General features: G+C 70.6%; 18 protein-coding genes, 1 pseudogene and 1 riboswitch. Of the genes and pseudogenes, 9 read left to right on the forward strand and 10 right to left on the reverse strand.

Annotated elements, in window-relative coordinates; all coding sequences use genetic code 11:
• Window positions 1-148: 148 nt before the first annotated feature.
• Window positions 149-370: riboswitch (cobalamin riboswitch) on the reverse strand.
• A 57-nt stretch (window positions 371-427) separates the two neighbouring features.
• Window positions 428-1,180, forward strand: coding sequence for an ArsR/SmtB family transcription factor (locus SLUN_RS03970; protein ID WP_108147173.1), 753 nt, complete (start codon window positions 428-430; stop codon window positions 1,178-1,180).
• Between the two features lie 136 nt (window positions 1,181-1,316).
• On the opposite strand, the gene SLUN_RS03975 is transcribed toward SLUN_RS03970, so the two are convergent.
• Window positions 1,317-2,534, reverse strand: coding sequence for an LmeA family phospholipid-binding protein (locus tag SLUN_RS03975; RefSeq protein WP_108147174.1), 1,218 nt, complete (start codon window positions 2,532-2,534; stop codon window positions 1,317-1,319).
• 111 nt (window positions 2,535-2,645) lie between these two features.
• Window positions 2,646-3,341, reverse strand: coding sequence for a type 1 glutamine amidotransferase domain-containing protein (locus tag SLUN_RS03980; protein WP_108147175.1), 696 nt, complete (start codon window positions 3,339-3,341; stop codon window positions 2,646-2,648).
• A 109-nt stretch (window positions 3,342-3,450) separates the two neighbouring features.
• Here SLUN_RS03980 and SLUN_RS03985 point away from each other — a divergent pair, with 109 nt between their 5' ends.
• From SLUN_RS03985 to SLUN_RS04005, 5 genes and pseudogenes are all read left to right on the forward strand, one after another.
• Window positions 3,451-4,404, forward strand: coding sequence for a LysR family transcriptional regulator (locus tag SLUN_RS03985; protein WP_175313286.1), 954 nt, complete (start codon window positions 3,451-3,453; stop codon window positions 4,402-4,404).
• A gap of 704 nt (window positions 4,405-5,108) precedes the next feature.
• Window positions 5,109-6,026: a S1 family peptidase gene (locus tag SLUN_RS03990; RefSeq protein WP_108147176.1), complete on the forward strand. Its 918-nt coding sequence runs from the start codon at window positions 5,109-5,111 to the stop codon at window positions 6,024-6,026.
• Between the two features lie 94 nt (window positions 6,027-6,120).
• Window positions 6,121-6,702, forward strand: coding sequence for a putative glycolipid-binding domain-containing protein (locus tag SLUN_RS03995; RefSeq protein ID WP_108147177.1), 582 nt, complete (start codon window positions 6,121-6,123; stop codon window positions 6,700-6,702).
• Window positions 6,703-6,711: 9 nt separating this feature from the next.
• Window positions 6,712-6,834 (forward strand): annotated as a pseudogene (locus tag SLUN_RS04000) (ArsR family transcriptional regulator); the annotation flags it as partial.
• Window positions 6,831-8,171, forward strand: a complete 1,341-nt coding sequence (locus SLUN_RS04005; protein ID WP_108147178.1) for a 6-phospho-beta-glucosidase — start codon at window positions 6,831-6,833, stop codon at window positions 8,169-8,171. The pseudogene SLUN_RS04000 and the gene SLUN_RS04005, both read left to right, overlap by 4 nt.
• 70 nt (window positions 8,172-8,241) lie before the next feature.
• Here the strand turns inward: SLUN_RS04005 and nhaA are convergent, their stop codons facing one another.
• Window positions 8,242-10,104 carry a Na+/H+ antiporter NhaA gene (gene nhaA / locus SLUN_RS04010; RefSeq protein WP_108154509.1) on the reverse strand — a complete coding sequence of 621 codons (1,863 nt, stop codon included), beginning with the start codon at window positions 10,102-10,104 and terminating at the stop codon, window positions 8,242-8,244.
• A 224-nt stretch (window positions 10,105-10,328) separates the two neighbouring features.
• On the opposite strand from nhaA, the gene SLUN_RS04015 reads away from it, so the two are divergent.
• Window positions 10,329-10,964, forward strand: coding sequence for an SRPBCC family protein (locus tag SLUN_RS04015; RefSeq protein WP_108147179.1), 636 nt, complete (start codon window positions 10,329-10,331; stop codon window positions 10,962-10,964).
• Here SLUN_RS04015 and SLUN_RS04020 read toward each other — a convergent pair.
• From SLUN_RS04020 to SLUN_RS04030, 3 genes are all read right to left on the reverse strand, one after another.
• Window positions 10,946-11,935, reverse strand: a complete 990-nt coding sequence (locus SLUN_RS04020) for a lytic polysaccharide monooxygenase auxiliary activity family 9 protein (RefSeq protein WP_108147180.1) — start codon at window positions 11,933-11,935, stop codon at window positions 10,946-10,948. The genes SLUN_RS04015 and SLUN_RS04020 overlap by 19 nt on opposite strands.
• Window positions 11,936-12,048: 113 nt before the next feature.
• Window positions 12,049-12,495, reverse strand: coding sequence for an SRPBCC family protein (locus tag SLUN_RS04025; protein WP_108147181.1), 447 nt, complete (start codon window positions 12,493-12,495; stop codon window positions 12,049-12,051).
• Window positions 12,496-12,588: 93 nt separating this feature from the next.
• The gene (locus tag SLUN_RS04030; protein ID WP_108147182.1) at window positions 12,589-12,960 is read right to left on the reverse strand and encodes a DUF488 domain-containing protein; all 372 of its coding nucleotides are present in this window, start codon (window positions 12,958-12,960) and stop codon (window positions 12,589-12,591) included.
• A 427-nt stretch (window positions 12,961-13,387) separates the two neighbouring features.
• On the opposite strand from SLUN_RS04030, the gene SLUN_RS04035 reads away from it, so the two are divergent.
• On the forward strand, window positions 13,388-14,212 hold the full coding sequence (locus SLUN_RS04035; RefSeq protein ID WP_108147183.1) for a hypothetical protein: 825 nt from the start codon (window positions 13,388-13,390) through the stop codon (window positions 14,210-14,212).
• A 73-nt stretch (window positions 14,213-14,285) separates the two neighbouring features.
• On the opposite strand, the gene SLUN_RS04040 is transcribed toward SLUN_RS04035, so the two are convergent.
• From SLUN_RS04040 to rpmG, 4 genes are all read right to left on the reverse strand, one after another.
• A complete protein-coding gene (locus SLUN_RS04040) occupies window positions 14,286-15,107 on the reverse strand; it encodes a hypothetical protein (RefSeq protein ID WP_108147184.1) in 822 nt (273 codons plus the stop codon).
• Window positions 15,107-16,378 (reverse strand): VWA domain-containing protein, encoded by a 1,272-nt coding sequence (locus SLUN_RS04045; protein WP_108154510.1) that lies wholly within the window; start codon window positions 16,376-16,378, stop codon window positions 15,107-15,109. The genes SLUN_RS04040 and SLUN_RS04045 overlap by 1 nt, the downstream gene beginning before the upstream one ends.
• A 149-nt stretch (window positions 16,379-16,527) precedes the next feature.
• The gene (locus tag SLUN_RS04050; RefSeq protein ID WP_108147185.1) at window positions 16,528-16,788 is read right to left on the reverse strand and encodes a type B 50S ribosomal protein L31; all 261 of its coding nucleotides are present in this window, start codon (window positions 16,786-16,788) and stop codon (window positions 16,528-16,530) included.
• Window positions 16,789-16,837: 49 nt separating this feature from the next.
• Window positions 16,838-17,002 (reverse strand): 50S ribosomal protein L33, encoded by a 165-nt coding sequence (gene rpmG, locus SLUN_RS04055; RefSeq protein WP_108147186.1) that lies wholly within the window; start codon window positions 17,000-17,002, stop codon window positions 16,838-16,840.
• A gap of 228 nt (window positions 17,003-17,230) precedes the next feature.
• Between rpmG and SLUN_RS04060 the strand changes: the two genes are divergently transcribed.
• On the forward strand, window positions 17,231-17,875 hold the full coding sequence (locus SLUN_RS04060) for a histidine phosphatase family protein (RefSeq protein WP_108147187.1): 645 nt from the start codon (window positions 17,231-17,233) through the stop codon (window positions 17,873-17,875).
• Window positions 17,876-17,897: the final 22 nt, after the last annotated feature.

Genomic DNA, 17,897 nt, shown 5'->3' on the forward strand with positions numbered 1-17,897 from the left:
CTTCGCGAGTACTCGTCGGGTGACCCCGGACTGGTCGTGAGACGCGAAGGAACGACAACCGGAGCAGACAGTCACGCACCGTGCGAGGTGCGCCTGTGCTTGCCCGTACCGCCGACCCGCCCACGAGGTCACCGAGATCTCCGCGCGCGTTCGCGCACGGGCAGTGGCAGGTCTTCGGACTCATGGGCTCGCCTTCGCTGTACGAAGGCACCTACTGGCCGTCGCTTCCCAGACCCGTTGCCGGGGCCAGTGCGTATGACGGCGGTCGTTCCCACTCACCGCTGCGGGGCAGTTCCGGATTCCCACCGGATTCCCTCTTGCGACGCCGCTGTCTGGCGGACAGGGCGAACCATCTGCGCGTTCAGCCTAGCCGCCGGCCGGCCCCTTCGCTTGACAGGTGACCAAATGGTCACCTATTTTTGTTGGTGTGGACGACGTGTTCAAGGCCCTGGCAGACCCGACGCGACGCAGCTTGCTGGACGAGCTCTTCCGCGAGGACGGGCAGACGCTCAGCGCACTCGAGGCGCGCTTCGAGATCACGCGCTTCGGTGTGATGAAGCACCTGAAGCAGCTCGAAGAGGCAGGCCTGATCGTGACCAGGCGCCAGGGCAGGGAGAAGCTCCACTTCCTGAACCCCGTCCCCATCCGCCTCGTCCACGACCGGTGGGTGAGCAAGTACGCGCAACCGTGGGCCGCTGCGCTCAGCGACCTCAAGAGCCGACTGGAGAGTCCCATGGAGAAGGTCTTCGAGATCTACATCCGCACGACCCCTGAGCGCCTCTGGCAGGCGATCACCGACCCCGACATCAGAAGCAAATACAACTTCGGTGCCCGGGTCACCTCCGACTGGACGCCCGGCTCGCGGTACGAAATGAGCTCCCCGCGTGCCGACGGGCTGCTCGGCGAGGGGGAGATTCTCGAGGTCGATCCACCGCGCCGGCTCGTGCAGAGCATGGTCGCGCTCTGGAGCGACGAGGTGAAGGCCGAGGGGACCTCGAGGGTCACCTGGGAGATCGAGCCCGTCGGCGACTCCTGCCGGCTGACGGTCACCCACGACCAGCTGCGCGAGGGCGCGAACGACGAGCTCTACGGCGGCTGGCCGATGATCCTCTCCGGCCTGAAGACCTGGCTCGAGACGGGCGAGCTGCTCACCACGCCGGGCTCGCTGATGTACACCTAGGCCGTGTCTGACAAACGAAAGACCCCAGGCCCGGCTCAGTGCGCGGAGAGAGAAGGCGCAACCGGCCTTTCCGGTACGGGTGTCCGGGGTCCGGACCCGTACCAGGCCGCCGTTCGAGGGTCGGCCGGGCGCCGGGTCAGGAACCGGCGGAGGCGGACTGGCCGACGCGCAGACCTGAGCCCACCACCCGGGCCCTGATGCCATCGCGCTCCACCGTGATGTGCTGCAGCCTCAACTCCTTGAGCGCGTCCGGCAGTTCGAACGAGAGCGACAGGCGCTCGGAGAGTTCCGGGGGCCTAAGGGCGAGCAGCGCTTCGACAAGGCGGGGGTCGATGCCGGCCTTCCGCAGCAGTTGCGGATGCTCGATGACCACATCGACGAGATTGACCGTCATCAGCCGCTCGATGAACTTCGGCGCGTTGGTGAGCCGGTGCAGCTCCTCCTCGCTCCGCAGCGCCCGGCGCACCTGCTCCTCGGGCACCCCGAGCCGGTCGATCACCGCGGGCACCGCCAGCAGCGCCTTCAGCCGCGCTCCTTCGCGGCTGATCCGCTCGGCCGCCTCGCGATGCAGCCGCAGGCCGGAGTGTTCCGGGTCCTTGCCCGGCCGGTAGGTGGCGACTTTGGGAATGTCGAGCCGCATACCGTCCAGGGTGGTGGTGAGGGCCCGCTCGTTGTCGCGCTGGATGTGCGCTTGTGCCCGTACGCGCAGATCCTGGCCGGCGACGACGAGTTCGCCGTTCACGCGCACCGCGTCGGCGCCGCTGCCGGTGAAGCGGAGCTGTGAGGCGCCCAGCTCACGGTTGAGGTCGTCGAAGGAGAGCAGCACCTCGCCGTCCAGCTTGCCGATGACGGCGCCCTTGATCGAGGTCGGGGCGTCCCCGACGATGCGTACGTCCTTGGCGGTGGCCCTCACCTCGGCCAGTGAGACGCGATCCGCGGAGACGTCGGGCACGGTGACATCGACCCGGTCGATGCGCTCGTCGAGCACCTGGGTGAGGAAGGGAAAGCCGTGGATGTCGACGTCCGGCCGGGTGGCGAGGCCGAGGGACTTCTGGAGCCCCGCCGCCGCCTTGGTCTGCGCGTAGAACTCCGCGAGGCGGTCGGCGATCAGCAGAGTGACGGTGCACATGACGACCGCGGCAACCAGCTTCACCACCGCGGGCAGGGCCGCTAAACGGCTCCTGCCGCGGTGATCGGGCGGTGTCCAGTCGTCGTCGTCCGGGTCCGATGTGAGCCCGAGTTCAAGCGGGTCGCGGGGGTTGTAGACGCTGAAATCAGGTTCCGGATCTGCCAGTTGAGCGAGTTCGTCGTACGGATTTCGGGAATGCGCTGATATGCGTGTGGGGGGTCGCATCGCCTCATCCCACCACGCGGGCCACCCTCGAACGCAAGTCCTATCCGGCGTACGACATGGTTTGAGCCAAATATCGGCGACTCCCCGGCGGCCGCTGCCGCCGTCCCGTGGTCAGCCGAGCGCCTTGAGGATCTCGGCGGCGAGCGGAGCGGACGAGGCGGGGTTCTGCCCGGTGATCAGATTGCGGTCCACCACGACGTACGGGGCCCACGGCTCGCCCTCCTGGAAGTCCGCGCCGATCTCGACGAGGCGGTCCTGGAGCAGCCACTTCGCCTTGTCCGCGAGGCCCGCCTGGGTCTCCTCGGCGTTGGTGAAGCCGGTCAACCGGTAGCCGGCGAACGGCGAGGTCCCGTCCTCGCGCTTCGCGGCGAGCAGCGCGGCCGGTCCGTGACAGACCACGCCGAGGGGCTTGCCGGAGTCCAGCGCGGCGGTGAGCAGCCTGCCGGATTCGGCGTTGACAGCGAGGTCCTCCATCGGACCGTGGCCGCCGGGGCAGAAGACCGCGGCGTAGTCGGCCAGGTCGACCTCCTCCAGCTTGAGCGGCTCCTTGAGGGCGGTGATCGACTCGAGCCCGGCGGCGATCGCGTCGGCGTTCTCCTGGCCGCCGTTCACCTCGGGCGCGAGGCTCGCCCTGTCAACGGTGGGTACGACGCCGCCCGGGGTGGCGACGGCGGTCTCGTGGCCCGCCTCGGTGAAGGCCCGGTACGGGGCCACGGCCTCCTCCGCCCAGAAGCCGGTCGGGTGCGGGGTTCCGTCGGCCAGCGTCCAGTGGTTCGCGCCGGTCATCACCATCAGGATCTTCGCCATCTCACATCTCTCTGTCCGGTGACGCCTGCCGCTTCGTGCACAGAGCGTCAACTCGCTGATGCCTCGAAAGTAGATCGCCCAGCCATTGGAATCCAATAGGCTCTCCATCATGAGCCATAGAAATTCCGATGGTTTGCCGGGAATACGGAAGCCGGCCTCGAACGAGCCGCTCGACCTGACCCTGCTGCGGACCTTCCTCGCCGTGCACCGGGCCGGATCCTTCACCGCGGCCGCCCGTCTGCTCGGTCTGTCCCAGCCGACCGTCACCACCCAGATCCGCTCACTGGAGACGCAGCTGGGCCGTGAACTGTTCGGGCGGCTGCCTCGTGGCGTGGCTCCGACGCCGGTCGCCGACGACCTCGCGGCCCAGATCGCGGGCCCGCTGGACGCCCTCGCCGCAGTCGCCGACCGCGGTCACGACGGGACCGGCCCCGCCGAACCGGTCCATCTGGCCGGCCCCGCCGAGCTCCTCTGTGTACGCGCGCTTCCCGCTCTGGCGCCTCTCGTGGAGCAGGGCGTGCGCCTGCGCATCACCACCGGCCTCACCGACGAACTCCTCGACGGCCTGCGCGCCGGGCACTACGACCTGGCGATCTCCACCGTCCGGCCGCGCGGCCGGTCCCTCACCGCCGTGCCGCTGACGGACGAGGAGTTCGTCCTCGTGGCCTCGCCGCAGTGGGCGGAGCGGATCGGCCCCGGCATGGTCGCGACGCAGGGCCCCGGCGCCCTGCGCGGCGCCCCTCTCGTGACGTACGCCGAGGATCTGCCCATAGCCCGCCGCTACTGGCGCCATGTCTTCGGCATCCGGCTGACCGGCCAGGCCGCTGTCACCGTGCCGGATCTGCGCGGTGTGCTCTCGGCGGTCGCCGCGGGGGCCGGTATCACCGTGCTCCCCCGCTATCTCTGCCAGGACGAGCTCGCCGCCGGCACGCTGGTGGAGCTGCTCACGCCCGACGACCCGCCCATCAACACCGGCTATCTCGTCCAGCGGCCCGGCACCTCGGACAACCCCCACCTCACCTTGGTCCGCGACCACTTGCTGAGCGAGGCCCGCAGCTGGTGAGGGGGTGAGAACCGGACACGCACGAGCGGCGGCCGAACAGTGGCGAACCGCTCATAAGGCCGCGCGGCGTGGACCGCCGGCCGCAGGTGCCGATGGTGAGGCAGCTGTCAGCCGGCGTGTTTCGCCGTCGGGGAGCGGGATCGCAGACGGCGGCAGCCGCCGCCGGGCGCCTTGGCAACGCACGGTCGTGTGTGCGGAAGCCACTGCTGTAACTCGCCGTCGGCGGAGCGGAGGGCGAGGGGACGTACCGGGGCGGCCCAGCACGCCCGGTGACGCACCGTCGTCTTCTCCTCACGCCTGACCAGCAAGAAACGGCGGCGCTCATTCCGGTATGGACTTCTGAAGCCGCAACCGCGGCCATCGGTCACTCCTGTCCCATGAGTCAACTGACAGCACATCAGCAAACGACTCCAGCCTTTGCTGCGCGCGGCCGAGCCCTTCGACAGGCGCACTCCCGGCGGCCGCGGCGGACACGCGCGCCGGGAACGCACCCCAACCCCACGCCCCCGTACGGCACATGTCGCCGCTGGACGCGCGTAGAGCGGCCGAAAGGCGATCTTGCCGCAAGTCCATCCGGAGTCGAGGATTCCAACCGCGCCCCGTTGTCAGGGCCATGGCGGAGACTTCATCGTCACGGCCCCGGCATCCGCGCTCTGACGGGTCCGCCCACCCAGCGGACCCCGGATCCCCCACCGGAGGATGTAGTGAACATCAAGCGCTTCTCCCCCCTCAGCGGCGTCGCCAGACGTGCACGGCTGATCGCGGTCGTATCAAGTCTGCTGGCCGTCTCCGCGCTTGCCGCCCCGAGCGCCGTGGCCGAATCGGGCGACGGCGTACGCGCCACAGCCGCCCAGCTCACCCAGGCGAGCGGTGCCGTGCTCGACGCCGACGTGCCCGGTACCGCCTGGTACACGGACAAGGCATCGGGCAAGCTCGTCGTCACGGCGGACGACACCGTCTCGGCCGCCGAGATAGCCAGGATCAAGGAAGCTGCCGGTGCGCGTGCCGGCGCTCTCGAGATCAAGCGCGCACCGGGCACGTTCAACAAGCTGATCGCGGGCGGCCAGGCCATCTACACGGGCGGCGGCCGCTGCTCGCTCGGCTTCAACGTCCGCAGCGGAAGCACGTACTACGCCCTCACAGCGGGCCACTGCACCAACATCGGCAGCACCTGGTACACCAACTCCGCCAACACCACGGTGCTGGGCTCCACCGCCGGTTCCAGCTTCCCGACCAACGACTACGGCATCATCCGCCACTCCAGCGCGTCCGCCGCGGACGGCCGGGTCTACCTCTACAACGGCACCTACCGCGACATTACCGCCGCCGGCAACGCCTCGGTCGGTCAGTCCGTACAGCGCAGCGGCAGCACCACCGGCCTGCACGGCGGCACCGTCACCGGCCTCAACGCAACCGTCAACTACGGCGGCGGGGACATCGTCTACGGCCTGATCCAGACCAACGTCTGCGCAGAGCCCGGCGACAGCGGCGGCGCCATGTTCTCCGGCAGCACGGCTCTCGGTCTGACCTCCGGCGGCAGCGGCAACTGCTCGTCCGGAGGAACCACGTTCTTCCAGCCCGTCCCCGAGGCGCTGAGCGCCTACGGAGTGAGCATCTTCTAGGGCACCGCTGAGCCACCCCGGGCACCGGCGCGACATCCGGTGCCCGGGGCGGTCCGCACGCGCGCGCGTGCCGCCTGCTCGTTAGGGTGAGGACATGGTCACTTCTCACGTCCTCACCTGGGAAGTCACGGAGAGCCGGGGGTACGAGACCTCCTGGATCGAGCTCCGCGGCACCACCCTGTGGGCGCGTGGACGCGCGGTCGGGACCGTGCCGGAACCGTACTGGGTCTCGTACAAGCTCGAGACCGGCGACAGGTACGTGACCCGTGAGCTGCGGGTTCATGTCGCGAACGCCACCGGTTCGCACGAACTGAGCCTGCAACACGACGGCGGCGGCCAATGGACCGCCAACGGGGAGCAGCTGCCCTCGGTCGAGGGCGCCCTCGACTGCGATCTCGGCCTCTGCCCGCTCACCAACACCATGCCCGTGCTGCGGCAGGGCCTCCACCGGGCACCCGGCGAGCGGACTTTCCTGACGGCCTGGGTCTCCGTGCCGGATCTGGCCGTGCACGCCTCGCGCCAGACCTACACCCATCTCGCGCGAACCGAGAGCGGTGCGCGTGTCCGGTTCGCCTCTGGCGAGAACCGCAGCGATCTCGAGTTCGACGAGGACGGCCTCGTCATCGACTACCCGGGCCTCGCGCACCGCCTCTCAGGGAGCGCCGGACACGCCTGAGCGACCGGGGGCACCGGCATGGCCAAGGTCTGCGGCCCGGCGGCGCTCGACACGGTAGTGACCAACGCCCCCGCGGACCCGGCGACCAGCGCGGCATTCGACGAAGCAGGAGTGAAGGTGATCGAGGTATGAGGCTCACGATCCTCGGCGGCGGGGGCTTCAGGCTGCCCCTGGTGTACGGCGCCCTGCTCGGCGATCACGCCGAGGGCCGGATCACCCATGTCACCCTTCATGATCTGGACCCCGGCCGGCCGGCCGCGATCGCCCGGGTACTGGCCGACCAGGCGGCGGGTGTGCCCGACGCCCCGAAGGTCACCGTCACCACCAACCTCGACGAGGCGCTGCGCGGCGCCGACTTCGTCTTCTCCGCGATCCGGGTCGGCGGCCTGGAGGGCCGCGCGGCCGACGAGCGCATCGCCCTGGCCGAGGGCGTGCTCGGCCAGGAGACGGTCGGCGCGGGCGGCATCGCGTACGGACTGCGTACGGTGCCCGTCGCCGTCGACATCGCCCGCCGGGTCGCCCGGCTCGCCCCCGACGCCTGGGTCATCAACTTCACCAACCCGGCCGGCCTGGTCACCGAGGCCATGGCCCGTCACCTCGGCGACCGGGTCATCGGCATCTGCGACTCCCCGGTGGGTCTCGGCCGCCGGGTCGCCCGCATCCTGGGCGCCGACCCCGACACCGCCTGGATCGACTACGTCGGCCTCAACCACCTCGGCTGGCTGCGCGGACTGCGCGTCGAGGGCCGCGACGAACTCCCCCGCCTGCTCGCCGACCCCGAACTGCTCGGCTCCTTCGAGGAGGGCAGGCTCTTCGGCCCGGACTGGCTCCGCGCGCTCGGCGCCATCCCCAACGAGTATCTGCACTACTACTACTTCAACCGCGAGGCGGTACACGCCTACCGGGAGGCACAGCAGACCCGGGGCGCGTTCCTGCGGGACCAACAGGCCCGGTTCTACGAGGAGATGAAGCGGCCCGACGCCCCGGCGCTGGCGACCTGGGACCGTACCCGCGCCGAGCGCGAAGCGACGTACATGGCACACAACCGCGAGGCAGCCGGCGCCGGCGAGCGCGACGAGGACGATCTGGAGTCCGGCGGCTACGAGAAGGTCGCTCTCGCCCTGATGCGTGCCATCGCGCACAACCAGCGGACCACGCTCATCCTCAATGTGCGCAACCGCACGACCCTGTCCGTGCTCGACGCGGAAGCCGTCATCGAGGTCCCCTGCTTCGTGGACGCCAACGGCGCCCACCCCGTCTCGGTGGCTCCGCTGCCGCTGCATGCCACCGGCCTGGTGACGTCGGTGAAGGCCGTCGAGCGCTTCGTACTCGAGGCGTCGGAGAGCGGCTCGCGCACCACAGCGGTGAAGGCGTTCGCGCTGCACCCCCTCATCGATTCCGTGACCGTCGCCCGCCGTCTCCTCGACGACTACACCAGCGCCCACCCCGCTCTCGCGTACCTGAAGTAGGAGCCCGCTCATCCACTTCCAGATCCTGACGCTGCGGCTCGCGCGGGCGCAGCTCGGACGATGTCGGCGGCTATGACCGTCGGAGGGCCACGCGCTGGCGGGCCGTTCGTACGGCGGCGGAGAGGTGGGCGATGTCGTAGGCGCCGTGGTGGCGTACTCCGTTGATGAAGAAGGTCGGTGTCCCGGACACAGCGCTGAGGTCGGCGGACTCCACGTCCTCGGCCACCCGCGCGGCGCCCGCCCGCTTCCGCAGATCGCGCTCGAAACGCTCGACGTCCAGTCCGCTCTCCGCCGCGTAGCCGATCAGGTCGGACGGCTTCAGGGCGTCCTGGCGTTCGAGGAGGAGGTCGTGCATCCGCCAGAAGGCGCCCTGTGCGGCCGCCGCCTCGGACGCTTCCGCGGCGAGCTGGGCCCGGGGGTGGACGTCGGTCAGAGGCAGATGGCGCCAGACGTAGCGGACATCCCCGAAGTCGGCGAGGAGGGCGCGCACGACGGGTTCCGCCTGACCGCAGTAGGGGCATTCGAGGTCGCCGTACTCGACCACGGTCACCGGAGCGTCCCGGGGCCCACGGATGTGGTCGCGTTCGTCGTCGACGGGCGCGGCCAGATCGACGATGCGCTCTGCCGCGCCCAGCAGAGCACGAATCTGCCTGCGGCGCGGAAGCAGCCCGATCACGGCCGTGACCGCCCAGGTGAGGGCGAAGGCGCAGACCACCGCGCCGAGGATGCCGGTCTTCGCCTCTTCCAGCTCGTCGCCGGTGAAGGCCAGGGTCGCGATCAGCAGCGACACGGTGAATCCGACACCCGCGATGGTGCCGCCGGCCGCGGTCGCGCCCCAGCCGACCGGTGGCCGCAGCCGTCCGTGACTGACCCGGCTCGCCAGCCACGAGGTGCCGATGACGGCAATGGGCTTCCCCAGGACGAAGCCGAGCAGAATGCCGAGAGTGACCGGTGATCTCACGGCACTCGACAGTTGCTCGGCGCCGATGGGGATACCGGTGTTGGCCAGCGCGAACAGCGGCACGATCACATAGCTGGTCCAGGGGTGGAACATCCGCTGCAGCCGCTCGTTCGGCGAGATGGCCGACGCCAGTCCCTGCTGTACGGAGCGGGCGAGCTCCGGTGTCGGCTGTTCGCGGAACAGCCGGAACAAGCCGCTCGCGTGCTCCAGGTCGCTGCGGGACGCCGGATACGCGTACGTGAGCAGCCCGACGGCCAGTCCCGTGACGACGGGGTCGACGCCTGACTTCAGCAGTGCCGTCCACGTCGCGATGGCGAGCAGTGCGTACAGCGGGCCTTCGCGCACCCCGGCGGCCCGCAGCAGCAGGAAGACGCCGAAGAGGCCCAGCGCCACCAGAAGGGCCATCACGGCGATGTTGTCGCTGTAGGCGACGGCGATGACGCCGAGCGCGACGAAGTCGTCGACGACGGTGACGGTGAGGATGAAGGCGCGCAGGCCCTCGGGCAGGCGATTGCCGAGCAGGGCGAGCATGCCCAGGGCGAAGGCGGTGTCCGTGGACATCGCGGCGCCCCAGCCGTGCACCGAGGCGTGGCCGCTGTTGATGCCGAGATAGATGGCGACCGGTACGAGCATGCCGGCGATGCCGACGAGCAGCGGCAGTGTCACGCGCCGTCGCTCGCGCAGCTCCCCCATGTCGAACTCGCGGCGCGCTTCGAGTCCGACGACGAGGAAGAACAGCGTCATCAGACCGTTGTTGACCCAGTCCCGCAGGTCGAGCGAGACGCCGTAGGAGCCGAGCTCGATCGACAGGTGCGTGCCCCAGAAGGTCTCGTACGAGCTCGGCCCGATGTTTGCCCAGGCAAGCGCCGCCAGTACCGCGGCCAGCAGGAAGACGGCGCTGCCCGTCTCGGTCCGCAGGAAGTCGCGCCACGGCGTCCGCATGTCGTCGCCGCAAATGGTCTGCCCGGACATGCTGGGAGCCGCCGAGGGTTCGGTCACCCGGTGATTCTCTCCCGCATCCGGCGGCCGAGCCCATCAGGCGCAACAGTCGGCCACCGGCCCCGGGACACTAAGCCTAAGCAGTGGCTTATATAAGCTGCGAGTGGCAGAGTGGGGCGCGTGCACGTCCCGGCCGCGTCCCAGCACCTGCGCGTGCTGCGCGCGGCCGACTTCGCAACCATGGAAGTGGAAGACAGATGAGCGACATCGTCGACCGGGTCAACGACGTCCGCCGCGAGGTCGGCAACGACCAGTCCCCCGCCGGCGAGCGCCATACCGTCCTGCTCAGGCGTCTCTACGCCGCGGAGATCGAGGACGTCTGGGACGCCTGCACGACCCCCGAGCGGCTGAGCCGATGGTTTCTGCCGGTCACGGGCGACCTCCGCCCGGGCGGCACTTACCAGCTGGAGGGAAACGCGCGAGGCGAGATCCTGCGCTGTCAGCCGCCCGGGCTCCTCAAGGCCAGCTGGGTGTACGGGGAAGGGGACGAGACGGAGTTCAGCGAGGTCGAGTTGCGGCTGTCCCAACAGGACGCCGGGCAGACGGTGTTCGAGCTCGTACACCTCGTCGCGGCCGACCCGCGGAAGTGGGGCGAGTACGGACCGGGCGCCGTGGGCGTCGGCTGGGACCTCACCCTGCTCAGCCTGCACTGGCATCTGAGCGGCAAGGACATCCAGGACCCTCGGGCCTGGCAGGACTCGCCGGAGGCGCGGACCTTCATGACGCACAGCAGCCGGGCGTGGGGCGCCGCGCACGAGGCGTCGGGGGTGCCGGCCGCCGAGGCGGCCGCGGCCGCGGAGAACACCGCGAAGGCCTACGTCCCCGAACCGTGAGCGCGCGCCCCGCTCCCTCGATGGGCATGCCGTCGGGGGCGGCGGCGCAGGACTGCGGATACGACGAGGGCGACCAGCGCGAGTGCCGCGGCCGCACCGCCGATGAGAATCACCGACTCGTCATCCCCGCGGTCCGCCGACGCCGCGGCCGGTTGCGCGGCGGGCTCGGTCACCGGCTGAGTGACGGGCTGCTGGGCGGGCTCGGCAGCGGGCTGGGCGGACGGCTGCTCGGTGGCGGGCTCCCGGGTGGGCGACGGCTCGGTGGCCGGCTGCTCGGCGACGGCCCCGGAATCGGATCCGGAATCCGGGCCCGACGCGTCGCCGGGCTTCGCGGCTCCCGCCAGCACCACGTCGGAGCACGAGTAGTAGGTGTCCGGCGTGCTCGAGTTCCGCCACACCGTGTACAGCACATGACGGCCCGTCAGTCCGGCCGGCAGCCGACCGCTGATCCGGTACGCGCCGTCGGAGAGCTCCGGATCGGTGGCCGTGGCGAAGGGCTCCGCCGCCAGATCGGCCCACCTCAGCGGCGCGGCCGGATCGTGTCCCTTCTTGGTGAGATACAGGCTGAACGATCCCTCGTGCGGGATGGTCGACCGGTAGGTGAGAGTGAACCGGGAACCGGCCTTGAGCGTCGTCGCCGGCCAGTCCGCGCGGGCGATGTCCAGGCCCCGGTACGCGTCGAGGCCCGCGCTGCACAGCTGCCCGTCCGGCACGACCTCCCGGTCCCGCCCCCGGACATCGGCCACCCGCAGGTTGTCCCACGCGTCGAACGCCGATCCCCCGTTCGCGGCAACGGCGGCCCGGCAGGCCGCCGACGCGCGCTGCGCTCCCTCGGGACCGCACGCGGCCACCCGGCTGACCGGATCGGTCGGCGCCCCGTGCGCCTGCGCGGTCCCGGCGGCCACGGCTGTGAGCACGAGTGGTACGACGCCGGCGAACGCGACGGCGGCGGCAGTGCGATGGGCAGTCATCCGCAGCGGACCTCCTTGATGGGCCCGACCTTGCGGGGCCCGACAGCCTGCCGCGTAGTACGGCTGCGCCCGGCGGAGCGTTCACCGCGGGGCCGCACCGCTGCTTCGGATGGTCAGGAAGCCTCGACGGCCGCCTTGATCCGCTGGGCGAAGGCGTCGGCGTCCTTGCGTGCCGCACTCAGGGCGAGGGGGGCGAGGACCTTGCCCACGCCATGGCCTTCGAGGTTGTTGAAGACGTGCAGCCGGGTGTTGCCCTCGGGGGTGGACTCCAGGTCGTAGCCGCCCTCGGTCGCGGTGACGAGGTTCTTCGAGAGCTCGGTCCACCGGATCGTGCTGGGCTGCGAGAACTCGCTGATCCGGAACTCCCGGCTGGTCGTCATCCCGGCGTCCTTGACCCGGCTCCTGTAGACGGTGCCGACCGCGGCCGGGCCGTCCGTCGTCTGCTTCATCTCCAGCACCCTGGGGCTGAACTTGGGATCGTTCTCGCCGTTGGCGAGGAAGGCGAAGACCTCCTCGACGGGGCGCCCGATCTCGACCGTTGCCTCGAACTTACCGGCCATGATTCCTCCATTGATCGCTCGCGCCCCGGCTGCGGGGTGCCGGCATCATCCCAGACGGGCTGGGACGCTCCCAGCAGACTCGCGATGTTGCCGTCATCCCTCGGACCGCCGCTCCAGATGGGTCAGGAGCACGGGAACATGGCTGCGCTCCACGTCCTTGACCGCGGTGACGACGGTCACGCTCCCCGCGGCCGACAGGGCGAGAAGGCGGTCGACGGCCGGGGCGTGGTCCGAGTCGGCCAGTTCTCGCAGGTACCGCTGGGTGAACTCCTCCAGGCGGCTGCGGTCTTCGTGGTACCAGTGCCGCAATTCGTCCGAGGGAGCGATGTCTTTGAGCCACGCGTCGACGGAGGCGCGCTCCTTGGAGACGCCACGCGGCCACAGCCGGTCCACCAGGACCCGGGACCCGTCGTCCGGGTGCGCCGGATCGTATACACGCCGGACCTGGAACGGGCCGGACACCATCCGCTCACCTCCCTCGCGCGCAGGCGTAGGTGCGGCGCCCCGCCACGGGTCACGCCGTACGTTCTCAGACTCCTCCGTGCGGGACGGCTCCGCACCTTCTGCGGTCGCCGCAATTGTTGACTCCGCAGGGACCCGCCGGCCCTCCGCCTCGGGGCCGGTGGGCCGATAACGCGCCGACCGGGGTCTTGCGTGCAACGATGGTCGCCGTCGCGCAGTGCTGCCTCACCGGGAGGTGAATCGCCCTCGATATCGAACCCGGCACCGCACACGAGACCCGACGACAGGTCACCGTCAACGCCGTCAGCGCCGTCCTCGGCATGTGACGGACCACTGGCCGGTTTCTGCCCCCCGCACTACCGGCGCCCGACCGGTGTCCGATAGATCTTCCCAGGCGGCAGACCTGTCCCCAGCCCTGGAGGTACGCCCCATGACCGGAGACCGGACCAGCACCACACCGGGCAAGAGCCGGTTCGACGACATATACAACGAGCCGGATCCCCGCGCCTACTTCCGTCGGCTCGCCCCACTCGAGTACGAGATCCCGCACCACGCCCAGGACGTCTTCCGCCGCACCCGAGCCGAGCGGGCCGAGGCCCCGGGTGCCGAGGGCGGAACCGCGGTCCTCGACCTCTGCTGCTCGTACGGCATCAACGCCGCGCTGCTCAACCACAACCTCACCCTGGCGGACCTGTACGCGCACTACACCGGCCCCGAGGCGGAGGCCCTCACAACCGCCGAACTCATCGAGCGCGACAAGGAGTTCTACGCCTCACGGCGCCGCGCGGACGCGACCCGGGTCATCGGACTGGACGCCGCCGACCGCGCCGTCCGCTACGCCCTGGACGTCGGCCTGCTCGACGAGGGCTACGCCGAGAACCTGGAACAGCGGCCGCCCAGCCCGCTCCTGCGCCGCGCGATCGCGGGCACCGGACTGATCACGGTCACCGGAGGCATCGGCTACATCTCGCACCGCACCTTCGAGGCACTGATGGAGTGTGCGCGGGTCCCGGTCTGGGTGAGCGCCTTCGTCCTGCGTACCGTCCCCTACCAGCCGGTGATCACCAGCCTGGCCGGGTACGGCCTGGTCACCGAGGACTCCTCGCAGAACTACCCACAGCGGTTGTTCACCGGCCCGGCGGAGCAGCGGAGCGCCGTCGAGCAGGCGCTCGGTGCGGGTTACGACCCCACCGGCCTGGAGACCGAAGGCCGCTACTACACCCGCCTGTTCGAGTCCCGGCCCCGGACCGGGTGAATCGCCGAGCGACGGTCCTTGGATGTGGAGCGGCCACGGCGACAGGCCGTGGCCGCTCGGCGCGTTCAACCGTTCAGGACGCCGGTGGCACCCGCGGTGAACGGCCGGATCCTCGAGTGAGGGAGTAGCCGGCGATGCCCGCCAGGGCACCGAGCAGGCCTCCGGCCGCGGTCCAGATCCAGCGGTCGGACCACCAGCCGGAGGACCAGCCGCCGTCCGGCTCGCCGATGACCGCCGCCTGCTCGGGGGCGTTCTCGGTGTCGTTCGCCGTCTGGACCGTGCCCGGCACCAGCGGGGCGGCGAGTGAGCCGTCGCCCGCCTGCGCGCCGCCCGCGTCGGTCGAGGTGGCCTCGACCTCCGCTCGGACCGGCTGGCCGAGGTCCTCCTCGGGGATGCCGACGACCGTCAGGCGTACGTAGTAGCTGCCCGGCAGCGGATCGTTGTCCCACGGCTCCGCCCAGGAACGGACCGTACGCAGCGTGCAGGACAGCTCGACCGATGCGGCCTCCTTCACCGCCGCCCGGGTCCGCATGCCGTACACGCAGGCCTGACGGCGGCGCAGGCCGTCGTACACGTCGAGCTGCCACGTCGAGGTCCCGTGCCGGCCTGCCGACTCGGGCAGGGTGATCTTGGTCCGGACCGTGGCCCGCTGTCCCGCGTCGGCGGGGAACACCCAGTACAGGTAGTCACCCGTGGACGCGTCGGCCGTGGCCCGCTGGTCCTGCTTGATCGCGGTGGCGGTACGGAAGCCGGTGCCGGCCTCGGTCGGGGCGGCCGTACCCTCGCCGCTCCCGCTCGGGCTCGCCGACGGGTCGTCCGCGAGGGCTGCCCCCGCCGTGCCGAACAGTGCGGCACCGGCCAGCAGTGCCGTCGTCAACACACGTGCGGTACGCATCAGTTGGTCCTCCAGACAGCGACGCGCCAGCGTGAGATCCAGCCCCACAGCAGACCGGCCACCAGACCGGTGAGCACCAGGACGGCGAGGAGCCACCAGCCGCGGCCGAGACCGAAGGAGGCGACGTCGGAGGCCTCGTCGGGTGCGTCGACCAGGTCGACGGTCAGTTCGAGGGGCAGGCCGGGATCGGTCTTCACCGACGGCGGGGCCGAGAAGGAGTTGCTGACCTGCAGGCAGACGGTCTCCGCGGCGGGCTTGACACCGTCCGCGTCCTCGAGCGGGGGATTGGGATAGCGAAGACCGGTCGAGATCACGTCGGTGCGTCCGTCGCCCGCCTCCGCGCCGCGGACAATCTCCCGGCCGTGTACGGTCACGGCCCGCAGCATGACTCCGTAGTCCTTGTTGACGGCACGGTCGGCGGCAATGCTCACCGAGGCGCGCAGCTCCTGACCGGGCAGCACATCGACCCGGTACCAGCGGTGCTCGGCGAACTTCTCACGGTCGCTGTAGAGGCCCGCCTCGAGCTGCGGGGCGCCCGCGCACTGCCGAGCGCCCTCCCTCGCCACCGGTGTGATCACAGGGTCCGCGGCGCGGTCCACCAATTGGCTGACGCGGCCGGAGAGTTCGTCGGTGTGCCGCACCGATGTGTACGTACCGCCGGTGGCCTCGGCGATGCACCTGAGCTGGTTACGGGTCTTGGCGTCGGGGACCAGTCCCAGCGTGTCGATGACGAGGTGGATCCCCTTCGCGGCGATGTCACGCGCGACGACGCACGGGTCGAGCGGGGCGCAGGTGTCCTCGCCGTCCGTGATGAGCACGATCCGCCGGGTGGCGTCCCCGCCCTCGAGGTCCTCGGCCGCGCCCAGCAGGGCGGGCCCGATGGGCGTCCAGCCGGTGGCAGCGAGAGTCGCCACGGCGGTCTTGGCCTCGGTCCGGTCGAGCGGGCCGACCGGGTAGAGCTGACGGGTGTCCTTGCAGCCGAGCTTCCTGTCGTCGCCGGCGTAGTCGGCACCGAGGGTGCGTATGCCGAGCTGTACCTCGGAGGGGACCGCGTCCAGCACCTCGTTGAACGCCTGCTTCGCGGCGGCCATCCGGGTCTGACCGTCGATGTCGCGGGCTCGCATCGATCCGCTGACGTCGAGCACCAACTCGACCTTGGGGGAAGCCTTCGCCGCCGGTTCATCGGCGGCGGCGCCCGCCGGGGGGAGCCCGACGGCCAGGGCGGCGAGCAGGCCGCACACGGCGGCCGCCAGCCGTTTTCTTGTGATCATCGCCGGATCGTATTGAAGTTCGCCCACTGATCCAAAACGGGCCTCCGGCAACGGCTCTTCCGGCCCGCGACCGGCGATCACTCGGACACGAAAAAGTCCGGCGCGGCCACCCACGAGGGGCGGCCGCGCCGGACTGGGCCGGCGGAAGATCAGTTCCGGGCCGCGGCGGCGGTGCCGTAGCGGCGCTCGAAGCGCTCCACACGGCCGGCCGTGTCCAGGACCCGGGATCTGCCGGTGTAGAACGGGTGACTCGCCGAGGAGGTCTCCACGTCGATCACCGGGTAGGTGTTGCCGTCCTCCCACTCCACACGCTGCGCGGAGTCCGCGGTCGAGCGGGTCAGGAAGGCGACGTCCGCAGCGCGGTCGCGGAAGACGACCGGGCGGGAGACGGGGTGGATACGAGGCTTCATGCGGGATCCTTCCTCAGTGCAGGGGGGTTTGTGTCCAGTGGGCGGCGGGTCAGCGTTCCTCGCGGAACAGGACGTGCTCGCCGAGGACAGCGTCGAATTTGCGCAGCACCAGCCGGTCGGGGTTGTTGCGGCGGCTCTTGCGGGTCACGTACGTCCGGCCGGTCCCGGCGGACGACCGGAGCGTGACCACGGGACGGTTGTCGCTACGGGCCATGCGTTCCTCCCGGCGCCTCATCGGCCCACCTTCAGTGGGTTTGAATCTCACATTCACTTCAGCGCCTGGTGGTGTAACCGGACAGGCCCCCGCGGCATTCCCGCCCCCCGATGCGGATGGAATGCGATCAAGGTTTGCTGGGTTCTGCGAGGTACAACCGAGCGGGCGTCCGTACCGGCGATCAGCGGCGCGGGCCTCCTGGCGAGACAATGAGGGCGGGACACAGCGATGAGTGAACTGATTCTGATACGGCACGGTGAAACCGCCTGGACGCTGTCAGGGCAGCACACCGGTCATACCGATCTGCCGCTGACCGCCCACGGCGAGGATCAGGCCCGTGCCCTCGTGCCGCTGCTCGCCGACCGCCGTATCGCTCTCGCCCTGGTCAGCCCGTACCAGCGGGCCCGGCGTACCGCCGAACTGGCCGGCCTCACCTCCACCCGCGTCACCGACGACCTCCGCGAGTGGGACTACGGCGGCTACGAAGGCCTCACCACCGCCGAGATACACCGCACGCTCCCCCAGTGGGACATGTGGACCGACGGCGTCGCCCCGGGACCTGCCGAGCATCCTGGGGAGAGCGCCTTCGACGTCGGCGAGCGCGCCGACCGCGTACTCGCCGAAGTCCGTGAAGCCCTGTCGCCGGGCGGGGGCGACATCGCCCTCGTCGCGCACTCCCACGTTCTCCGCGTCCTGACCGCCCGCTATCTGGGGCTGGCTCCCGCCGCCGGTGCCCTGTTCCAGCTCGCGACCGGAACCGTCTCCAGCCTCGGGACCGAACACGGCAGGCCCGTGATCACGGGCTGGAATCTCGCACTGCCGGCCCGTTTCACCGACGCCGCCACCTCACCGGACCTGGCCGGCACCGGCTGACGGCGCGGCTGTCGGGCGTCGG

The sequence above is a fragment of the Streptomyces lunaelactis genome (genome assembly GCF_003054555.1).
Lineage (GTDB): Bacteria > Actinomycetota > Actinomycetes > Streptomycetales > Streptomycetaceae > Streptomyces > Streptomyces lunaelactis.